The following is a 21,150-nucleotide window of genomic DNA, read 5'->3' on the forward strand; positions in this document are numbered from 1 at the left end:
CCCCGAGGACGTCCCCGTTGCCGGTGACGTCCTCGCGCCGTGCGAAACGACGAGTTCCCTCATCTCGCGACCGGGAGGTGGCTCCTGCCACCGCTGTGCGTCGCACACATCCTGCATGACGGAGAGCCTACGTATGATGTCAGGACGACACGGCACGACGGCCGCGGAATGGTCTGCCCGCATCGAAGGTGTGTCGGGCGAGCGCTGCGATCTGGAAATGCTCCTCAAGGACGAGTGGCGCAAGAGGATCGCGGTGCGGGACGACGATCCTGGCATCCGTGCGACGAAACACCAGGCCTTACTCATCGGTGGGCAGGACTACACCGCGCTGAGGAGCGCGCTGCGCGACAACAGTGGTGTGTCGGTCGGTGCGTTCGCACTCGCCACGCTGCACAGCGTCATGCGCGCGTACGGCCACGGAAACCGGACGGTCACCGCACTCGTCGACGCCACCGGAACGGATGACATACGGCAGGCCGGTGTTCTTCCGGTCATCGTCGACCATGTCGAGCAGTCCGGGCTCACCTGCCTCGCGGCGGTCGAGGAGCTCGACGAGGCCCTGCGCCGGAAGGACGCGTACACACGTCCGGACGCGTTGCTGCAGCGTGGTCTGTTCGACGCCCTGCTTCTGCTGGCCGATCACGACGTGGCCTTGGCCGACCTGCCCTCGACACCACTCGCCGTCATCGTCAGGGACGTCGAGACGGACGGATGCCTGCAGTGGACGCTGGCCTACGCCGGAGACCTGTTCGAGGACAGGACGATCGCCGGCGTGCTCGACGTCGTCCGCGAGGTGCTCGGCCAGTTCCTCGGCTGTCCCACGCAGCTCGTCTCCGGCATCGAGCTGGTGTCCGAGGAGCAGCGGGAGCAGCTTCACCGGTGGAACGACACCGATGGTGACTTCCCGGTGGGGAAGCGGCTCAACGACCTGTTCGAGGACGCTGCCCGGCAGTCGCCGGACAGCACGGCCGTCGTCTTCGGCGACACCAGGCTGACCTATCGCGAGGTCGACGAGCGGTCCAACCAGTTCGCGCACCGGCTGCTCGGGTCCGAGCTGGGTGTCCGGCCGCAGGAGCTCGTCGGTCTCTACCTCGACAAGAGTGACCTGGGCGTCGTCGCCACCCTCGGGATCTGGAAGGCCGGGGCGGCCTACGTGCCGATCGACCCCGGCTACCCGGCCGAGCGGGTTCGCTTCGTCGTCGGTGACACCCGGCTTTCCGGCATCGTCACCGATCGGCGCAACTCAGCGCGGATCAGGGAGATCCTCGGTCCGGAGCACGCCGCCGTCCGCGTCATCGAGATCGAAACGGCCCTCGCGGAGCAGGCCGCCGGCGGGAGCGCGGTGCGGGACAAGCCGGCGCTGTCGCTCGGCAGTGGGGATCTCGCCTACCTCACGTACACCTCGGGCACCACCGGGGTGCCGAAGGGAGTTCCCAAATATCACGACAGCGTCGTGAACAGCATCACGGACCTGTCCGAGCGTTACGACATGCGTCGGCCCGGCGAGGAGCGTGTCGCGCTCTTCGCCTCGTACGTGTTCGAACCGCATCTGCGGCAGACCCTGATCGCGCTCATCAACGGACAGACCCTGGTGATCGTCCCCGAGGCGGTCAGGCTGGACCCCGACCAGTTCCCCGCATTCCTGGAGCGGCACGGCGTCACCTATCTCAACGCCACGGGATCGGTGCTCCAGCATTTCGACCTGCGTCGATGTTCGAGCCTCAAGAAGCTGTTGCTGGTCGGGGAGGAATTGACGGCGGCCTCGCTTCGCCAGCTCCGTGAGGTCTTCTCCGGTCACATCATCAATGAGTACGCCTTCACCGAGGCCGCCTTCGTCACCGCCGTCAAGGAATTCGCACCGGGCGTCACGGAGCGCAGGGACCGCAGCATCGGCCGGCCGGTACGCAACGTGAAGTGGTACGTCCTGAGTCAGAATCTCAAGCAACTGCCGATCGGTGCCATCGGCGAGTTGTACATCGGCGGACGGGGTGTGGCTCCGGGCTATCTCAATCGGGACGACCTGACCGCCGAGCGCTTCACACCGAACCCGTTCCAGTCGGAGCGGGACGAGACCCGCGGACAGAACTCCCGCATCTACCGGACCGGTGATCTGGCCCGGGTCCTGCCGTCCGGCGAAGTCGAATTCATGGGCCGCAGCGACTTCCAGCTGAAGCTGAACGGTGTCCGCGTGGAGCCGGGCGAGATCGAGGCGCAGGCGACCGAGTTCCCGGGTGTACGCAAGTGCGTCGTCGTGGCCCGTGAAGGGGCCGGCGGTGCGACCGACCGCTGCCTGGTCGGCTATTACGTGACCGAACCCTCGGCGGAGGTGACCGAGGAGGAACTGCTGGCGTTCCTCGAACAGCGGCTGATCCGCATCATGGTCCCCGCCCGGATGGTCCGCCTCAGCAGCGTCCCGGTCAACGTCAACGGAAAGGTGGACTGGCGGGCGCTGCCCGAGGTGGACATCACCCGCTCGGGCGGGGCGTCCGCACTGTCCGCCGGCGGCGACCGTCCGGCGGGTACGGCCGGCGGCTTCCGCGACGAGCTGCGCGAGATCTGGAGCACGGTCCTCGGCGTCCCGGCGGAACGGATCGGCGACCGTGACGACTTCTTCCGGCTCGGGGGCCAGAGCATCTCGTGCATCCTGCTCATCGCACGGGTGCGGCAGCGCCTGGGCGTCTACGTCGGTGTCGAGGACGTGTTCACCCTCAGGACGCTGGGGGAGCTGGCGGACCACCTGGAGCGGCAGCAGGGGCAGGCGGAGGAACCGCCGTTGGACGTGCAGCAGTTCACGGCCGAGGACGGATCCCTCAGGCTGCGCGCGAACGGCCTGCAGCAGGGTCTGCTCTATCACGCGCTGAAGAGCCGGGACGGCGACGACGCCTACGTGATGCAGTCGGTGCATCGCTATCGATGTCACATCCGCCCCGACCTGATGAAGGAGGCGTGGCAGGCGGCGCAGCGGAAGTACCCCGCGCTGAGGCTGCGCTTCGAGTGGGCCGAGCAACCGCTGCAGATCATCGACCACGACGACCGGCCCTTCGACTGGCGATTCGTCGATCTGAGCGGGCCGGCGGACTGCGGTGAGCAGGACGACCGCATCCGGGAGCTGCAGGAGCGGGACCGGACCGAGCCGTACGAGCCGGCCGAGGGCCGGCTGTTCCGTGTCTACCTGGTCAAGCAGCGCGAGGACCTGTTCTCGCTGGTCTTCAGCTGCCACCACCTCATCCTGGACGGCTGGAGCCTGGCGGTACTGCACGACGACGTGCACCGCACGTACCTGCGTCTGATCCGGGGCGACGAGCTCGAACCGGCGGTGGACAGCGCGTACGTGGCGACCCAGCTGCACTGGGAGGCGCACCGGGACGACCACGCCGACTACTGGGTGGAGCAGATCGAGCGCATCGACGAACGCGGCGACTTCGGCGGACTGGTCAAGGAGGAGATCCGCTACCAGGTCGCGCTGAACGACTACGACCACGTGCGGGAGCACCGGACGCGGAAGCTGTGCCTCGGTGCGGAGCGGACCGCCGCGCTCAAGGCGAGGTGCGCCGCCAACTCCGTCACTCTGCACTCGGTGTTGCAGTTCGTGTGGCACAAGGTCCTGTACGCCATCGGTGGCGGGAACACCACGGTGGTGGGGACGATCGTGTCCGGACGCAACCTTCACGTCGACGCCATCGAGAACTCGGTCGGCCTGTTCATCAACACTCTTCCCCTGATCGTCGACCACGATGACCAGGCGTCCAAGAGCGTGGGCGAAGCCATCGGTGACATCCAGGCCGCCGTCAACACCATGACCAGCACGAGCACGGTGGAGTTGGGCCGGCTGGAGACCGGCGGCATGAAGCGCCGGTTGTTCGACACCCTGCTGGTGCTGGAGAACTACCCGCGCCTGCTGGACGAGGCCGAGCAGCGGGAGCATGACGAACTCCTCCGCTACGAGAAGGGATACGACGCCGACAAGGTCGACTACCCGCTGGCCGTCGTGGCGCGTGAGGAGGGCGACGAGCTGACGATCACCCTGTGGTACGCGGGTGAGCTGTTCGAATCCGCCACCATCGACACCCTGCTCGACGCGACACGGACGCTGTTCGGCCAGGTGGCCGACGACATCGAGCAGCCGGTCGGCGCCCTGGAGTTCGTGTCACCGGCGATGGTCGAGTGCTTCGACTCCTGGAACCGCACGGAGACCGAGTTCCCGGCGGAGAAGACCCTTCACGGGGTGTTCGAGGAGATGGCCGCGGCCTGGCCGGACGAGATCGCGGTCGTGTACCGCGACCGGAGGCTGACCTATCGTCAGCTCGACGAACGGGCGAACCGGTTGGCGCACCACCTGAGGTCCCTCGTCGATCTGGGGCCGAATGATCTGGTGGGCCTGGTGCTGGACAAGAGCGAGTTGATGTTCGTCGCGATTCTGGGGGTGTGGAAGGCCGGGGCGGCGTATGTCCCGATCGACCCGGGCTACCCCGACGACCGCATCGCTTTCATGCTGGAGGACACCAGGGCCCGCCTGGTGGTGACCGGCGAGACACACGGTGAGCGGCTCCGGGGTCTGCCGGCCACGGCAGAGCTGCCGGTGCTGGACATCGAGCGGCTCCCGTTGGACGAGCAGCCCGGACCCAAGCCGCTCACCACGGTGACGAGCACCGATCTGGCCTACGCGATCTACACCTCGGGCACCACCGGCAAGCCCAAGGCGGTGCTCGTCGAACACCGGGGAGTCGTCAACCTCCAGGCCTCCATGGTGAAGCTGTTCGGGCTGGAGAAGGACCGGCGGGACGAGGCCGTCCTGTCGTTCTCCAACTACGTCTTCGACCACTTCGTCGAACAGATGACCGACGCGCTGCTCAGTGGGCAGAAGCTGGTGGTGCTCGACGACAGGATGCGCACGGACACGGAACGCCTGTACCGGTACATCAACGACGAGAAGGTCACGTACCTCTCCGGAACGCCCTCGGTGCTGTCGCTGTACGACTACTCGACGACGACGACCCTGACCCGTATCGACGCGATCGGTGAGGACTTCACCGAGCCGGTCTTCAACAAGATCCGCGGGACGTTCAAGGGCACCATCATCAACGGGTACGGCCCGACGGAGATCTCGATCACGAGCCACAAGCGGCTCTACGGGCTGGGCGAGCGGCGCGCCACCAAGAGCATCGGCCACCCGGTGGCGAACACCGCGTGCTATGTGCTCAACAAGGAGATGAAGCGCGTTCCGGTCGGCGGTATGGGCGAGCTCTACATCGGTGGCACCGGCGTCACGCGTGGATACCTCAATCGTGACGACCTGACGGCTGACCGGTTCGTCGACAACCCGTTCCAGACCCCTCAGGAGAGGGAGTCGGGGCAGAACGCGCGCGTCTACAAGACGGGCGACCTGGTCCGGTGGCTGCCCAACGGAGAACTGGAGTGCCTGGGCCGCACCGACCTCCAGGTCAAGATCCGAGGACAGCGCGTCGAGCTCGGTGAGGTCGAGGCGGCCCTGTCCTCGTACCCCGGCGTTACCCGGTCCCTGGTGATCGCCCGCGAGCACAAGGCGACGGTGGCCGCCGTCACGCAGAAGTACCTCGTCGGCTTCTACGTCTGCGACGACGACCTCGACGAGCAGGACGTGAGGCAGTGGATGCGGGCGAAGCTGCCCGACGCCATCGTGCCGTCCCGCATCCTGCGGATCACGGACATCCCGGTGACACCGAGCGGAAAGCTCGACACCCGGCGGCTCCCGGAGACGGACTTCGGGGCGGGGGACAACACCGAGTACGTCGCGCCCGCCGACGACGTCGAGGTCAAGCTCTGCGGCCTCTGGTCCACGGTGCTGGGCGTCGCGCCCGAGCGCATCGGCGTGAACGACGACTTCTTCGCACTCGGCGGCGACAGCATCCGTGCGATGGCGCTCGCGCAGGCCATCACCACCGGTTTCGGCCGTGGCCTCGGCGTCGCGACCGTACTCCAGCACACGACCCTCGGGGCACAGGCGAAACACATCCACGGCATGGGCGCACAGGCCGGTGACGAACACATCGAGCCGGTGGCCGGACGCGCCGCGGCGGGGGCCGCACGCCCCCTGCTCTCCCTCGCGCAGGAACGTCTCCTGTTCATCGACGAGTTCGAGGGCGGCACCGCTGCCTACAACATCCCGTTCGTGCTCCGGATCGCGACGGACGACGTCGTGTCCAAGGAAGCGATCGTCCGGGCCCTGCGCACCCTGATGCGGCGCCACCCCGCGCTGCGCACGCTGCTCAGGACGGACCAGGACGGTGCCCGGCGGCTGCACACGGTGCCGGAGGACGAGGCATCGGCCATGTTCGACGTGGTCGCTCACGCGGTCGAGGACCTCACGGAGCTGGACAGGAGACTCGTCGAGCGCTCCCTGCGGGTGTTCCGGCTGCACGAGGAGCTGCCCCTCCAGGCGGACCTGTTCGAACTCGCCGAGACTCCGGACACCGTCTACCTGAGCCTGGTCTTCCACCACAGCTCCTTCGACGGCTGGTCATGGAACGGCTTCCGACGGGAGCTCGCTGCCCTGCTCCACGGTGTGCCCGCCGCGGACCTCGGAACGATCCGCGGCACGTACGCGGACTTCGCCGTGTGGCAGCGGCAGTACCTGACCGGCCGGCGGCTGTCGGCGCTGACCGAGTTCTGGACGAACAGGCTCGCCGGGTTCGAGACGGTGAGGCTGCCGCTGGACAAGCCGCGTCCGCCCCGGTTCGACTACCGCGGCCGTGAGATCGAGTTCGACCTCGACGAGCGGACCACGGAAGCGCTCCGGGCCCTGGCCCAGTCGGCACGGGTCAGTCTCTACAGTGTGCTGCTCGGCGCGTGGAGCCTCATGCTGAACGTGTACACGGGCCAGCACGACATCGTCGTCGGAACTCCCTCCGCCAACCGCGGGCGACCGGAGTTCGACCGCACGATCGGCTTCTTCGCCAACCTGCTCGCTCTCCGCGTCCGGGTCGACCCGGACGCGACGCTGATGGACCACGTACGCGCGGTCGGCGGGGACGTCGTCGCGGCACAGGTGCACGGCGAGCTGCCCTTCGAGCAGCTCGTCAAGGAACTCGACCTGGAGAAGGACCCGAGCCGCCACCCGGTGCTGCAGATCAACTTCACCCTGCAGAACGGAACGGAGCGCACCGCCCGTGCCTCGGTGGAGGGACTGCCCGAGCTGGTCGAGCACAAGCCGGACGCCGGCGGCTGGACCGCCACCAAGTTCGACCTGTCGGCCACTCTGACCGAGACCTCCGAGGGCCTGGCGGGCAACCTGACGTTCGCCGCGTCGCTCTTCGACGACGCACGGGCCGGCGGCTTCATCTCCACGTTCCGGCACATCCTGACGGAGTTCGCCCGGCTCTCCGCCCTGGGGGAGCAGGCCAGGCTGACCGACGTCACCTGCCTCGACGAAGCGGGTCAGGCGGCGCTGCTGGACGCCGGGTCCGGCCACGGTGTGGCGCCGGCGGCCCCCGCCGGCCCTGCGCGGACGCTGCACGGGGTGTTCGAGGAGATGGCCGAGGCGTGGCCGGAGGAGATCGCGGTGGTCTGCCGCGACACGCGGCTGACCTATCGGGAACTCAACGAGCGCGCCAACCGGTTGGCGCACCACCTCAGCTCCGTCGTCGAGCTGCGTCCGAGCGATCTGGTCGGTCTCGTGCTGGACAAGAGCGAGGCGATGATCACGGCGATCCTCGCGGTGTGGAAGGCCGGGGCGGCGTACGTGCCGATCGACCCGGGCCATCCCGACGAGCGGGTCGCGTTCATGCTGCAGGACACGCGGGCCCGGCTCGTGCTGGCCGGCCAGGACCACGGCGAACGCCTTCGCGGTCTGCCGGCCGCGGCAGAGCTGCCGGTGCTGGACATCGAGCGTCTGCCCTTGGACACGGAGTCCGCGCAGAACCCGGTGACGCCGGTGACGAGCGCCGATGTGGCGTACGCGATCTACACGTCCGGCACCACCGGCAGGCCCAAGGCGGTCCTCGTCCCGCACCGCGCGGTGGACAGCTTCCGGGAGCAGCTGGCCGGACGGTACTTCGGGACACCCGACGTGGCGCGTCACGGCGTCCTGTTCCTGGCGAACTACGTCTTCGACTTCTCCGTCGAGCAGCTGGCACTGTCGATCCTGGGCGGCCACACGCTCATCGTGCCGCCGCCCTCGCCCGCCCACGACGACGCCTTCTACGCGTACGCGAACGGTGCGGGGCTGACGTACATGAGCGGTACGCCGACGCAGATCCAGCAGTTCGACCTCACACGTCTGGAGCACCTGCGGTGCGTTCTCGTCGCCGGGGAGGCGTTCCACGAGCGCCACTTCGAGAAGATCCGGCGCGAGTTCTCCGGGCCCGTCGTCAACGCGTACGGGACCACGGAGAGCGCCGTGTACAACACGGTCCGGCGCTTCGAGCCCGGTGAGCCCTACCGGAACACCCTCGGTCAGCCACTCGGCAACTCCCGGCTCCACGTGCTCAGCGGCTCGATGAAGCTGCTTCCCCCCGGGGCGGTCGGCGAGCTCTGCATCGCCGGTGAGTGCGTCACGGACGGGTACCTGAACAGGCCGGAGCTCACCCGGGAGCGGTTCCTGCCGAACCCGTTCCAGACCGAGGCCGAGCGCCGTGACGGCCGCTGTCCGGTCATCTACCGAACCGGTGACCTCGTTCGGCGGACCGGGAACGGCGAGATCCAGTACCTGGGACGCAACGACGCCCAGGTCAAGATCAACGGACTCCGAATCGAACCCGGCGAGGTGGAGGCGGTCCTGGCCACCTGTCCGCAGGTGCGGGAGTGCGCGGTCGTCGTGGTGGCGGACGAGCGCTCCCCGGAGAGCAGGCGGCTCGTCGGCTACTACGTGCCGGACGGGGACACGGCCGTCGACGAGGACGCGATCTTCGCCGTTCTGCGGGCGAGGCTGATGCCGAGCATGGTGCCGTCGCTGCTGGTGCGGCTCGACCGGCCGCTGCCGATGACGATCAACGGGAAGCTCGATCTCAAGGCCCTGCCGCGGGTGGGCCTCTCGGCGAAGCGGGCGGTCTACGTGGCTCCGCGGAGCCGTACCGAGGCTCGTCTGTGCCAGTTGTGGAGCGCGCAGCTGCCGGGCGGCTCGGTGGGCATCGACGACGACTTCTTCCGGTCGGGCGGTGACAGCATCAGTTCCCTGCACCTGGCGGTCCAGGTGCAGCGGGAGGTCGGGCGCAAGGTCGGCGTCAAGGACATCTTCGACTTCCCCACCGTCCGGCAACTGGTCGACAACGTCCTGGCCAGGCCGGAAGGCCGGAGCGCCGCCGAAGGGGACGAGCACGACGAGCCCGAGCAGGGCCGGCTGACCGGCGACTGCCCGCTGCTTCCCGTCCAGGAGTGGTTCTTCGCGAAGCCGCTGGCCGAACGCGGCTACTGGAACCACAACTTCGCCGTCCGCACTCCACCGCTCGACGTGGCGAAGCTGCGCGGGGCCATGGATGAACTCGTCACGCACCACGACGCGTTCAGCCTGCGTTACACCGGGACCGACGACGGGGGAGAGGTCACGCAGACCTACGGGGACGACCGCCCCGGCATCGTGCTGCACGAGCTCGATGTACGAGGCCTGCGCGACGAGGACATCAGCCGCCAACTCGCGCGGTGGCAGAGCGGTTTCGACCTCGAACAAGGCCCGACCTCCTGCGCCGCGTACCTCCACGGGTTCGACGACGGCACGGCGAGGATCTGGTTCGCCATGCATCACCTGATCGTGGACAGCGTCAGCTGGCACATCCTCGCCCAGGATCTGGAGATCCTCTACCACGACGGTGAGCTGGAGGAGAAGACCAGTAGCTACCGTCAGTGGGCCCAGGCCCTGAGCGGCTACGTGCCCGGCGAGGACGAGCGGCAGCTCTGGGAGGAGGTCACCGAGGGCATGGCCACGACGGCCTCGGAAGCGCTGGCAGCCGAGTCACGCGATGTGGTGACGCACCGGCGGGAGTTCGCGTTGAACGCCTCGGACACCCAGACGCTGCTCACCGAGAGCCACTGGGCCTACGACACCACCATGAACGACCTGCTGCTGACGGCGACCGGGTTCGCCCTGCGGTCGATCACCGGGCTGACGACGAACTACGTCACGGTCGAAGGCCACGGTCGTGAGCGCTTCGACGGTGCGCCCGACGTCCGGCACACCGTCGGATGGTTCACGACGATGCACCCGCTGGCCCTCGAGGTGGACCAGCAGGACCTCGGGCGCAGCATCCAGGCGACGAGGGAGGCCGCCCGGCGGGTACCGCACCACGGCGTCGGTTACGGTGCCCTCTTCGGCAGGTACGGAACAGAGCGGGCGCCCCTTCCGCCGGTCAGCTTCAACTATCTGGGGCGGCTGTCCGACGAGGGCCGGCACACGCCGGACGTGTCGGCGGGCTGGCATCTCGACTCCGCGATGTCGGGCAGCCGGATCTCGGACCACAACCGGGGAGCGGACCAGTTCAGCGTCGACGTGACGATGAGGTGCACCGGCGGTCGTCTCGTCACCGTGGTCGACAGTCGGCTGAGCGAGGCCGCCACCCAGCGGTTCACGACCGAACTGCAGTCGTGGCTTGAGCAGTTGGTGGTCCACACGTCGACCGTGTCGCGGGAGGGGAGCGGTTCCCGGCAGGCGGAGGCACCGGAAGCGGCCGAGGGTGACTTCGACCCGTACATCCTCGTCAACGAGGAGAGCACCGAGCACACCCTCTTCGTCTTCCCCCCGGGCGAGGGCGGGGCCGAGAGCTACCTGAGCAACATCGCGCAACGGCTGCCCGGATACCGGCTCGTGCTCTTCAACAACGTGCACCTGCACTCTCCCATGGAGTCGTTCGAGGCCCTGGCCCGGTACCACCTCGACCACATAAGGGACCTCCAGCCGTCCGGCTCGTACAGCTTCCTCGGCTGGAGCTTCGGAGGTGTGCTCGCTCTGGAGGTGTCGTTGCAGCTGTCGCGTGCCGGTGAGAAGGTCGACAACCTGTTCCTCATCGACTCGTACTTCAACATGCGGCACGCGTCGGCCGGTATCGGGCTTCCCGAGGTCGAGGACATCCTCGATCCGATCAACTACCACTACCAGCCCAGCCAGGCGGATCTGGAGAGGCTGGGCGCGGGCATCGGAAACCTGGTGATGTTCAAGGCGGGCGAGCCGAACGAGATCGTCCGCGACGACCAGCAGCGCCGGCTGTTCGACTTCTATCAGCGATCGCCGTACAACGGCCTGGACACGCTCCTGCCGACCGAACTGATCGAGGTTCACCTGCTCCGCGGTGAGACCCATCATTCGTGGGTACGCAACGAACGCCTGGTCGGTGGCATATGTGAACGCGTCTCGACGTCGTTGTCGGATGCCTGGTGAACAAGACATGCGGAACCCGGGTCGATTCAGCCGGGTGATGTCCCGCAGATCGCGGTCGAGCACTCGACGAGGGTGCTCGACCGCCCGGAGGCGCGGTTCACGCGTCGATTCCAGCCACCAGCGCCAGCGCTGGGTGCTCAGTCCACGGAGGGGTTCCATGCCAATTCCGATGCCGTCGGCAGAAGTTCCGACGATCGACATCTCGCCGCTGTTCGGTGACGACTCGAACGAGAAGACGCGCGTCGCGCAGCAGATCAACAAGGCGTGCCGGGGATCCGGCTTCTTCTACGCATCCCACCACGGCATCGACGTTCAGCGGCTGCAGGACGTGGTCAACGAGTTCCACCGGACCATGAGCGACCAGGAGAAGTACGACCTGGCGATCAACGCGTACAACGAGAACAACCCGCACGTGCGCAACGGCTACTACATGGCCGTCAAGGGCAGGAAGGCCGTCGAGTCCTTCTGCTACCTGAACCCGCTCTTCAACGACGAACACCCCATGATCAAGTCCGGCACGCCGATGCACGAGGTGAACATCTGGCCGGACGAGGACAGGCACCCGGGGTTCCGGACGTTCTGCGAGCAGTACTACCGGGACATGCTCCAGCTCTCCACGGTGATCATGCGAGGCCTCGCGCTGGCTCTCGGGAAGGCCGAGAACTTCTTCGACCCCGCGCTCGCGAAGGCCGACTCGCTGTCCTCCGTCTCGATGATCCGCTACCCCTATCTGGAGGACTACCCGCCGGTCAAGACGGGACCGGACGGTACGAAGCTGAGCTTCGAGGACCACCTGGACGTGTCGATGATCACCGTGCTCTTCCAGACCCAGGTGCAGAACCTGCAGGTCGAGACGGTCGATGGCTGGCAGGACCTGCCGACGTCCGAGGACAACTTCCTGGTCAACTGCGGCACCTACATGGGGCACGTCACGAACGACTACTTCCCGGCCCCGAATCACCGCGTGAAGTTCGTCAACGCGGAGCGCCTGTCCCTGCCGTTCTTCCTCAACGGCGGGCACAACAGCGTGGTCGAGCCCTTCCTGCCCGACAGTGGAGGCGAGGTGGAGCTGAACCCGGCGATCTCGTACGGCGAGTATCTCCAGCAGGGCCTGCAGAAGCTGATCACCAAGAACGGCCAGACCTGAGACGGCTCTGCCGGCCGTGTTGACCACGATCGGCCGAAGCCCGGCCGATGACAACGGCACGCCGGTCGGATCCTGGGGATAGCACCGGCCTTCCACGAGGGCCCGTCAGTTTGCTGACGGGCCCTTTCGCGTTCTCCCTGCGGATCGGACGGGGCGAGTTCCCGCGGCAACCGGTGCTCGCCGCGAAGACACCGGATCGCCCACACCATCCCCGGGCCGGAACCGGCGGGCCCACCGAAGACGGAGCGGCAGGAAATGCGGCCCGCCCACCGCGCGGGATCCGCAGACGCCGCGACGAGCCGCGACGACAACGAGCCGCAACGACAAGAGGGCCTGCGTCTGCGCACCGTCGCCACGGCAGCACGGCAGCCATCCGCTCATGGCTCTGGATCCTCCGGCTGCCTTCCGTTCCTGACGGGCCAGCAGGATCCGCGTTCCGCCGGACAGGGCCTGGGGCGGGAGCATCCGAACGGCGAGCGCACCGTCGGAACGGCCGATGGCCGCGCGACACGCTCCCACGAGATCCACGGTCCCCCGCCCATCGGACAGGAGACTGCACACCAGTGCATTTGACCGCATAGGCCCCGAACGCAAGGATGGTCCCGATAATGATCACGCTCCGGAACGGGGCCCGGTCGCTCCATCATCTGTGCGTCCCGCGTCCTGCGCGCAGGGGCGATCCGGAGGCTTGGACCATGCAGCATACCCGTGCCCGACATGCCGTTCTCAGTGCGCTCACGGTGCTCACCCTCGTCCCGCTGGCGGCCTGCGGGGAGGGGGCACCACCGGCCGCGTCGCCCCCGGCCCCGTCGTCCCCCTCCGCCGGGATGACGAAGCCCGGCCCGGACGCGAAGTCGTCCGTCCGCGAGTTCACCGCGCTGGAGCGCAGGTTCGACGCACGGCTGGGTGTCTATGCCGTCGACACCGGAACGGGGCAGGAGGTCGTCCACAACGACGGCGAGCGGTTCGCCTACGCCTCCACCTTCAAGGCGCTGGCAGCGGGTGCCGTGCTGCGCAAGCACTCGCTGAGCGGGACGAGGCGCACGGTCACCTACTCCTCGGGCGATCTGGTCTCCCGCTCCCCGATGACCGAGAAGCACGTCGACACGGGGATGAGCCTGCTCGAGCTGTGTGACGCCGCCGTCCGCGTCGGCGACAACACCGCGGGCAATCTGCTTCTCGATGAGCTCGGGGGTCCTCAGGGCCTCGACGCCGCTCTTGAGGAGATCGGCGACGACGTCACCCAGGTGGAACGCCGGGAGCCGGATCTCAACCAGTGGTCTCCGGGCGCCACGAGCGACACGAGCACGCCGCGGGCGCTGGCCGAGGACCTGCGTGCGTTCGTCCTCGGGGACGTTCTCGGCGAGGGCGAGCGCACACAGCTCACCAAGTGGCTGAAGGCCAGCACCACCGGCGCCGGACTCATCAAGGCCGGGATGCCCAAGGGCTGGGTCGTCGGCGACCGGAGCGGAGCCGGGAGCACCTACGGCACCCGTAACGACATCGCCGTGGTGTGGCCCCCCGACACCGCCCCCATCGTCATGGCGATCATGTCGAACGGGCGGCAGGCGGACGCCGACTACGACGACAGGCTGATCGCGGAAGCGGCAGCCGTGGTCGCCGACGACCTGTCGTAGCGGCAGAGCGCATTCGCCGCGGGCCGGCGAAGCGGGGCACCGGGGCGAATTCCGGGGTCTGCGAGGGCCGCGCCCGCCGCGGCGTGTCACCACCGTCGGCACCGTGAGCCGGCACCGGAGTCCCGCGGTGACGGGGGTGCGGCAGACGGCGGTGGCGACATCCGGCCATGCGGCCCCCCTGCCTGGTGATCCGTCGGCCAGGCACCGCGCCTGCGCCGCCGCAGTGGCTCCGGGCGAGCCGGCCCGGACAGGCGCTGATCCTGGCAGCCACGGCACCCGGCACCGTGCGCGCGCGTCGTCCATCGCGAGCGTGTGTACGCGCGGCCCCGCGTCCGAGGCGGTCCTGACGATCCGGCCGGGGCGGGGTTACCCTGCGCGGACGATCCCTCACAGGAGGTACGGATGCGTCGTTCCGTAGGCCGGAATGTGTCGTTCCTAAGCGTGATCGCCGTGATCGGCTCGCTCGGTGCCGCGGCCCCGGCGACGCCGTCCCCGGAGCCACCGCCCAAGTCGCCGGTGGCGGTGGGATTCGGGGGAGCCGTCGCGAGCGTCGACGCGGACGCGTCCGCCGCCGGTATCGAGGTGCTCCGCAAGGGCGGCAACGCCGTCGACGCGGCCGTGGCGACCGCGGCGGCGCTGGGCGTCACCGAGCCCTACTCGGCGGGCATCGGCGGCGGAGGCTACTTCGTCCACTACGACGCCACGAAGCGCACCGTGGAGACCATCGACGGCCGGGAGACGGCGCCACGCAGCGCCGACTCCTCGCTCTTCCTGGAGAACGGGCAGCCGATCCCCTTCTCCGACGCCGTCACGAGCGGTCTCGGTGTCGGCACCCCCGGCACCCCCGCCACCTGGGACAAGGCGCTGGACGCCTGGGGCACCAAGTCCCTGCGCCAACTGCTGAAGCCGGCCGAGCGACTCGCCCGCGACGGATTCGTCGTCGACGACACCTTCCGCTCGCAGACCGCGGGCAACCAGGCCAGGTTCGCCGACTTCCCCGCCTCCGCGGACCTCTTCCTGCCCGGTGGGCAACTCCCGGTGGTCGGCTCGGTCTTCAAGAACCCCGACCTCGCACGCACCTACCGGACCCTGGGCCGGGAAGGCATCGACGAGCTGTACCGGGGCGACATCGCCCAGGACATCGTGTCGACGGTACGCAATCCCCCCGTGGCTCCGGCGGCTGCCCGCGTGGTGCGACCTGGAGATCTGACGGCCGAAGACCTGACGTCCTACAAGGCCCTTCGTCAGGCCCCGACGAGAATCGGCTACCGGGGCCTCGACGTCTACGGCATCGCACCCTCCTCCTCCGGGGGGACCAGCGTGGGCGAGGCACTCAACATCCTGGAGTCCACAGACCTTTCGAAGTCCACCGAGGCGCAGTACCTGCACCGGCTCATCGAGGCGAGCCGGATCGCGTTCGCCGACCGGGGGCGCTGGGTCGGCGACCCGGCCTTCGAGGACGTACCGACGCGAGGACTGCTCAGCCAGCGCTTCGCCGACGCACGCGAGTGCCTCATCAAGGACGACGCGGTCCTCACCAGCCCCCTCGCTCCGGGCGACCCGCGCGACCCCGCGCGCTGCGCAACCGGCGGCACCGCCTCCCCGACGACGTTCGAGGGCGAGAACACGACGCATCTGACCGCCGCCGACAAGTGGGGCAACGTCGTCGCGTACACCCTCACCATCGAGTCGACGGGCGGCAGCGGAATCACGGTGCCGGGCCGGGGCTTCCTGCTCAACAACGAACTGACGGACTTCTCCTTCGCGCCCGCCGCCCCGGCGGTCCACGACCCGAACCTGCCCGGTCCGGGCAAACGGCCGCGGTCGTCGATCTCGCCGACCATCGTGCTGAAGCACGGCACCCCCGTACTGGCCCTGGGCTCGCCCGGCGGCGCCACGATCATCACCACCGTGCTGCAGTCGCTGACCGGTCATCTCGACCGGGGGCTGCCGCTGGTCGAGGCGATCGCCGCGCCGCGCGCCAGCCAGCGCAACGCGGCCACCACGGACATCGAGCCGGGGCTGTGGAACAGTCCGGTGCGCGGGCAACTGGAGGCGCTCGGGCACGTCTTCAGGGCGAATCCGGAGATCGGGGCCGCCACCGGCGTCCAGCGGCTGCCGGACGGACGCTGGCTCGCGGCCGCGGAGAAGGTGCGGCGGGGCGGCGGCTCGGCCATGGTGGTGCGTCCGAGCGGTCGTCCATGACCGGCCGGCCGTAGCACCGGCCCCGGGGCCGGTACGCCGCGCTCTGCCGCGTCGTACCGGACCCCGAGGTCATGACGCGGCCGGGTCTGTCCCGTCCGCGTAGGCGAGGAAGGACCCGCCGGGGTTCTCCGCGTCCGGCCGGCCGCTGTCCCTCCCGACGGCCGTAGCGTCCTGTGCCGGTGACCGGACCGGGGACACCGCGCTGCTCATGGCGAAGGGCGGAGTAAGGTCACGCCCGTGACCCTCCAGGACTTCGCCCGCAGTGAGTACGTCAGCCTGACCACGTACCGGAAGGACGGCACGCCCGTCGCCACGCCCGTCTGGGCCGCGGCGGACGGCGACGTGCTGTACGTCTGGACCCGAAGCGATTCCTGGAAGGTCAAGCGGCTGCGCAACGACCCGCGGGTCCTGGTCACCGTCTGCGACGCCCGCGGCAGGATCGCCGAGGGGGCGCCGAGCGCCGAAGGGACGGCGCGGCTCCTCGACGAGGCCGGGACGACCGGGGTGCGCAAGGTGCTGGCACGCAAGTACACCTGGAAGTTCTGGATCGTGGACTGGCCCGCCATGGTCGTACGCCTCGGCAAGCGGCCCCACACCGGGATCGCCGTCACCTTCTGAGGGGCGCGCGCGGCCCGTGCCGCGCTCCGGACGCACCACGCTCGAAAAGCGCGCGTAGTCCGCCCGTAACACGCCTGCGGTCGAATGCCACCGGACTGGAACGCTCCAGTCGACGGCCGGCGAGGGCGACGGTGACAGTGCAGCAACATGCTTGGGACATAAGGAAGTTCGCGCAGTACCTGCGAGATCTCGCTGCCCTGCTCGATCCCGGGCAGGGGTGGTACGGAGTCTTCTGCACCCGTGACCCCGAGGGGATGCGTGCCTGCTTCGACGGCGCCGAGGTGCCGCCCTGGGACGTGGTCGAATCGCTCCTCCAGGACCTCGCCGCGGCACGGGGCAACGACGTCGCCGCGCAGGAATCCGTCCGGGCCGCCGCGCTGTACACCGCGTCCGCCGGTGCGTACGACCGGCGACCGGGCGGACGGCAGGCCCTCGTCGACCGACTGGGACTGATGCTCAGGGAGCAGACCCATGCGGCCCAGCGGCTGCGGGCCGCCGAGGAGCACGCGGGCGCGGAGCCGGACGTCCTGGCCTGGGCGCGCGACGACCACAGTCGTGCCACGGCCCGCTGCGCGGAGCTCCGCAACCGGCTGGCGGCCGTGGAGGGCGCCGTACCGGACACCTGGTTCCGCACGGAGGTGGACGGGCGCACACCCGGACCGGAACCCGCCGGGAGTACGCACCGGATCCCGCGACCCCGCCGCCTGTCCGGGACGGTGGCCCCGGCTCCGGGCGGTGAGCCGGAGGCGCGGCCCGCACCGAAGCGCGGGAAGCCGCGCGGCGCCCGCTTCGCCGGTCTGGAACCGGAGGACGACACGGAGGCGGCCCCCGCCGCGCCGGCCGTCCCCGTGCTGCCCGAGCCCTCTCCGGCCGCCGCCGTACCGCGCGGCGCCCGCTTCGGCGGTGCCCCCGCCGAGAACGTGACCGCGGCCCTGCCCCAGGCGCCCGTACCCGACCCCGCTGCCCGAGGCGCCGCCGACGACGCCGTCGCACTGCTCGTGCGGCTGCGCGCGGAGGGCCGCAGCGGCGAGGCGCACGCCGTGCTCTGCGAGGCGGCGGCCTGGCCGGCCGGGCATCTGCCGGTACTCGCCGTGGCGCTGCACCGGGCCGGACTGGCCGCCGACTGGGCCACCCTGCTGTGGGAGGTGTCCTCCCTGCCGCCCGCCGAACTCGCGGCAGCGGCCGGAGCGTTGGCCGCGGCGGGACGCGCCGAGGACTGTGGGCACCTGCTCCGGCAGGGCGTGGCGCGGCCCGCCGCCGAGATCGCCGACGCCGTGGTCGCCCTCGACCGGGCAGGCCGGGAACCCGAGGCGCGGGCGCTGCTGGGCGCGTTCGTGCGCGTACGGACGGCGCAGGACGCGGCGCGGATCGCCGAGGGCGGTCCGCGACACCTCGTCCCCCAGCTGCTCGCCGCCGCCCGCGACGTGTCCGCGGAGCGGGAGTGGGACCTGGTCCACGCCCTGCGGGTGGCGGGCATCGCGGCGCCGTAGGCCAGACAGTCCGTGGGCCGCGCCCCGTGGGGGAGCCGGCGACCGGCACGGTGTCGTCCGGCCGGCCGCGCAGCCGGGACGGCGCGACCTGGTCCCCGGTCCCGCCGCCCTGCTCGCGAATCTCCACGACCGCGGTGACATCGGAGGGGCAGACCGCGCCCGGTCCCGCTGATGCCCGGCCTGCCCGCCCCGGCCGGGCGTGCCCAGGACCGGTTCCCGGGCGTGCGCGTCCGGAATCTCCGCCCGCGACCGGACGGAGCGGTGCTCCACCCCTCCGGAGGCACCCGCGGTCACCGCTTCCGCGGGCTTCCTCCCCGGCTCGCGCACCGGACCAGTGGCCCTCACGGACACGGCCGCCACCCGCTCGCGCGGTTCGTCCCGGCCGCGTACGGGACGCCACGCGCACCGGACGAGCCGCCGCCCGGACCCTGTGGACCGCTCGGGTGTGAAACATGATCGACTCCGTCGCTTCACGGCGATGGTCTTGCCCCGCTGTGTGACGGGGCTTACGTTCTCCTCCTATGCACCGCGTCTACGGGCGTAGAAAACGCGTAGAGGCTCTCTGACGCCGCGTCGAAGGAGCAGCTCATGTCCCACGTCGTACGCGCCGCACTTGTCCAGGCGACCTGGACCGGCGACACCGAATCCATGATCTCCAAGCATGAGGAACACGCTCGCGAGGCTGCCCGGCAGGGCGCGCAGATCATCGGCTTCCAGGAGGTGTTCAACGCCCCCTACTTCTGTCAGGTGCAGGAGCCCGAGCACTACCGCTGGGCCGAAGCCGTCCCGGACGGTCCCACCGTCCGGCGGATGCGGGACCTGGCCCGCGAGACGGGCATGGTGATCGTCGTGCCGGTCTTCGAGCTGGAGCAGTCCGGCTTCTACTACAACACCGCCGCGGTGATCGACGCCGACGGCTCGTACCTCGGCAAGTACCGCAAGCACCACATCCCGCAGGTCAAGGGCTTCTGGGAGAAGTACTACTTCAAGCCCGGGAACGCAGGCTGGCCGGTCTTCGACACCGCGGTCGGCAAGGTCGGCGTCTACATCTGCTACGACCGGCACTTCCCCGAGGGATGGCGCCAACTAGGGCTCAACGGAGCCCAGTTGGTCTACAACCCGTCGGCCACCTCGCGCGGCCTCTCCAGCTATCTGTGGCAGCTGGAGCAGCCCGCGTCCGCCGTCGCCAACGAGTACTTCATCGCCGCGATCAACCGCGTCGGCCAGGAGGAGTACGGCGACAACGACTTCTACGGCACGAGCTACTTCGTCGACCCGCGCGGTCAGTTCGTCGGCGAGGTCGCCAGCGACAAGGCGGAGGAACTCCTCGTCCGCGACCTCGACTTCGACCTGATCGAGGAGGTCCGGCAGCAGTGGGCCTTCTACCGGGACCGCCGGCCGGACGCTTACGAAGGGCTGGTGGAGCCGTGACCGGACTGCACGAACGGCATCTGGCGGTCAGTCCCGACTGGCTGGCCCTCTACTACCGGCAGCCCCTGGAGATCACCCACGGCGAGGGGCGCCATGTCTGGGACGCGGACGGCCGCCGCTACCTCGACTTCTTCGGCGGCATCCTCACCACGATGACGGCGCACGCGCTGCCCGAGGTGACCAAGGCCGTCACCGAGCAGGCCGGCCGGATCATCCACTCCTCGACGCTCTACCTCAACCGGCCGATGGTCGAGCTGGCCGAGCGCATCGCCACACTCTCCGGCATCCCCGACGCCCGGGTCTTCTTCACCACCTCGGGCACCGAGGCCAACGACACCGCCCTGCTGCTCGCCACCGCCTACCGTCGGTCGAACCAGATCCTGGCGATGCGCAACAGCTACCACGGCAGATCGTTCTCGGCGGTGTCCATCACGGGCAACCAGGCCTGGTCGCCCACCGGTCTGTCGCCGCTGCAGACGCTGTACGTCCATGGCGGGGTCCGCAGCCGCGGACCGTACGCGGAGCTCAGCGACGCGCAGTTCATCAGGGCGTGCGTGGCCGACCTGGAGGACCTGCTGGGCCACACCCGGCAGGCCGCGGCGCTGATCGCCGAACCGGTCCAGGGCGTCGGCGGCTTCACCTCACCGCCCGACGGGCTGTACGCGGCCTTCCGCGAGGTCCTCGACCGGCACGGCGTCCTGTGGATCTCGGACGAGGTGCAGACCGGCTGGGGCCGGACCGGCGAGCACTTCTGGGGCTGGCAGGCACACGCTTCGAGCGGCCCGCCGGACATCCTCACCTTCGCCAAGGGCATCGGCAACGGCATGTCCATCGGCGGGGTCGTCGCCCGTGCCGACGTCATGAACTGCCTGGACGCCAACTCCATCTCGACGTTCGGCGGTTCCCCGGTCACGATGGCTGCCGGGCTCGCCAACCTCTCGTACCTCCTGGAACACGACCTCCAGGGGAACGCGCGGCGGGTCGGCGGCCTGCTCATCGAGCGGATCCGCGCGGTCGGTGCCGGTTCCGCGGCCGTACGGGAGGTGCGCGGCCGGGGCCTCATGATCGGCATCGAGCTCGTGAGACCCGGCACCGACGAGGCCGATCCGGAGGCCGCGGCGGCCGTGCTCGAAGCGGCCCGCGCGGGCGGACTGCTCATCGGTAAGGGTGGCGGGCACAGCACCAGCGTCCTGCGGATCGCACCACCGCTCTCGCTCACCGTCGCCGAGGCGGAGGAGGGCGCGGAGATCCTGGCCGACGCCCTGCGCGCCGTGTGAGACG

General features: G+C 69.6%; 8 protein-coding genes. All 8 read left to right on the top strand.

Annotation, left to right across the window (positions count from 1 at the left end; translation table 11 throughout):
* Window positions 1-133: 133 nt before the first annotated feature.
* Window positions 134-11,341: an amino acid adenylation domain-containing protein gene (locus tag AB0F38_RS10005; RefSeq protein ID WP_361889527.1), complete on the top strand. Its 11,208-nt coding sequence runs from the start codon at window positions 134-136 to the stop codon at window positions 11,339-11,341.
* A 157-nt stretch (window positions 11,342-11,498) separates the two neighbouring features.
* Window positions 11,499-12,488, top strand: a complete 990-nt coding sequence (locus tag AB0F38_RS10010) for a 2OG-Fe(II) oxygenase family protein (protein WP_361889530.1) — start codon at window positions 11,499-11,501, stop codon at window positions 12,486-12,488.
* A gap of 695 nt (window positions 12,489-13,183) precedes the next feature.
* The gene (gene bla, locus AB0F38_RS10015; RefSeq protein WP_361889533.1) at window positions 13,184-14,125 is read left to right on the top strand and encodes a class A beta-lactamase; all 942 of its coding nucleotides are present in this window, start codon (window positions 13,184-13,186) and stop codon (window positions 14,123-14,125) included.
* Window positions 14,126-14,527: 402 nt separating this feature from the next.
* On the top strand, window positions 14,528-16,330 hold the full coding sequence (ggt, locus tag AB0F38_RS10020) for a gamma-glutamyltransferase (protein ID WP_361889536.1): 1,803 nt from the start codon (window positions 14,528-14,530) through the stop codon (window positions 16,328-16,330).
* 237 nt (window positions 16,331-16,567) lie between these two features.
* Entirely contained in the window at window positions 16,568-16,948 is a 381-nt protein-coding gene (locus AB0F38_RS10025) for a PPOX class F420-dependent oxidoreductase (protein WP_361889539.1), read from the top strand.
* A 131-nt stretch (window positions 16,949-17,079) separates the two neighbouring features.
* The gene (locus AB0F38_RS10030) at window positions 17,080-18,438 is read left to right on the top strand and encodes a hypothetical protein (protein WP_361889542.1); all 1,359 of its coding nucleotides are present in this window, start codon (window positions 17,080-17,082) and stop codon (window positions 18,436-18,438) included.
* Window positions 18,439-19,026: 588 nt separating this feature from the next.
* The gene (locus AB0F38_RS10035) at window positions 19,027-19,869 is read left to right on the top strand and encodes a nitrilase-related carbon-nitrogen hydrolase (RefSeq protein ID WP_361889545.1); all 843 of its coding nucleotides are present in this window, start codon (window positions 19,027-19,029) and stop codon (window positions 19,867-19,869) included.
* The gene (locus AB0F38_RS10040; RefSeq protein ID WP_361889547.1) at window positions 19,866-21,146 is read left to right on the top strand and encodes an aspartate aminotransferase family protein; all 1,281 of its coding nucleotides are present in this window, start codon (window positions 19,866-19,868) and stop codon (window positions 21,144-21,146) included. The genes AB0F38_RS10035 and AB0F38_RS10040 overlap by 4 nt, the downstream gene beginning before the upstream one ends.
* Window positions 21,147-21,150 lie beyond the last annotated feature (4 nt).

The sequence above is a fragment of the Streptomyces sp. NPDC025273 genome, assembly GCF_040638585.1.
Lineage (GTDB): Bacteria > Actinomycetota > Actinomycetes > Streptomycetales > Streptomycetaceae > Streptomyces > Streptomyces cinereorectus.

Excerpts from the sequence above, each read along its gene's own strand:
- AB0F38_RS10005 (WP_361889527.1), top strand. The coding sequence starts at position 134 with ATGATGTCAGGACGACACGGCACGACGGCCGCGGAATGGTCTGCCCGC.
- AB0F38_RS10010 (WP_361889530.1), top strand. The coding sequence starts at position 11,499 with ATGCCAATTCCGATGCCGTCGGCAGAAGTTCCGACGATCGACATCTCG.
- bla (WP_361889533.1), top strand. The coding sequence starts at position 13,184 with ATGCAGCATACCCGTGCCCGACATGCCGTTCTCAGTGCGCTCACGGTG.
- ggt (WP_361889536.1), top strand. The coding sequence starts at position 14,528 with ATGCGTCGTTCCGTAGGCCGGAATGTGTCGTTCCTAAGCGTGATCGCC.
- AB0F38_RS10035 (WP_361889545.1), top strand. The coding sequence starts at position 19,027 with ATGTCCCACGTCGTACGCGCCGCACTTGTCCAGGCGACCTGGACCGGC.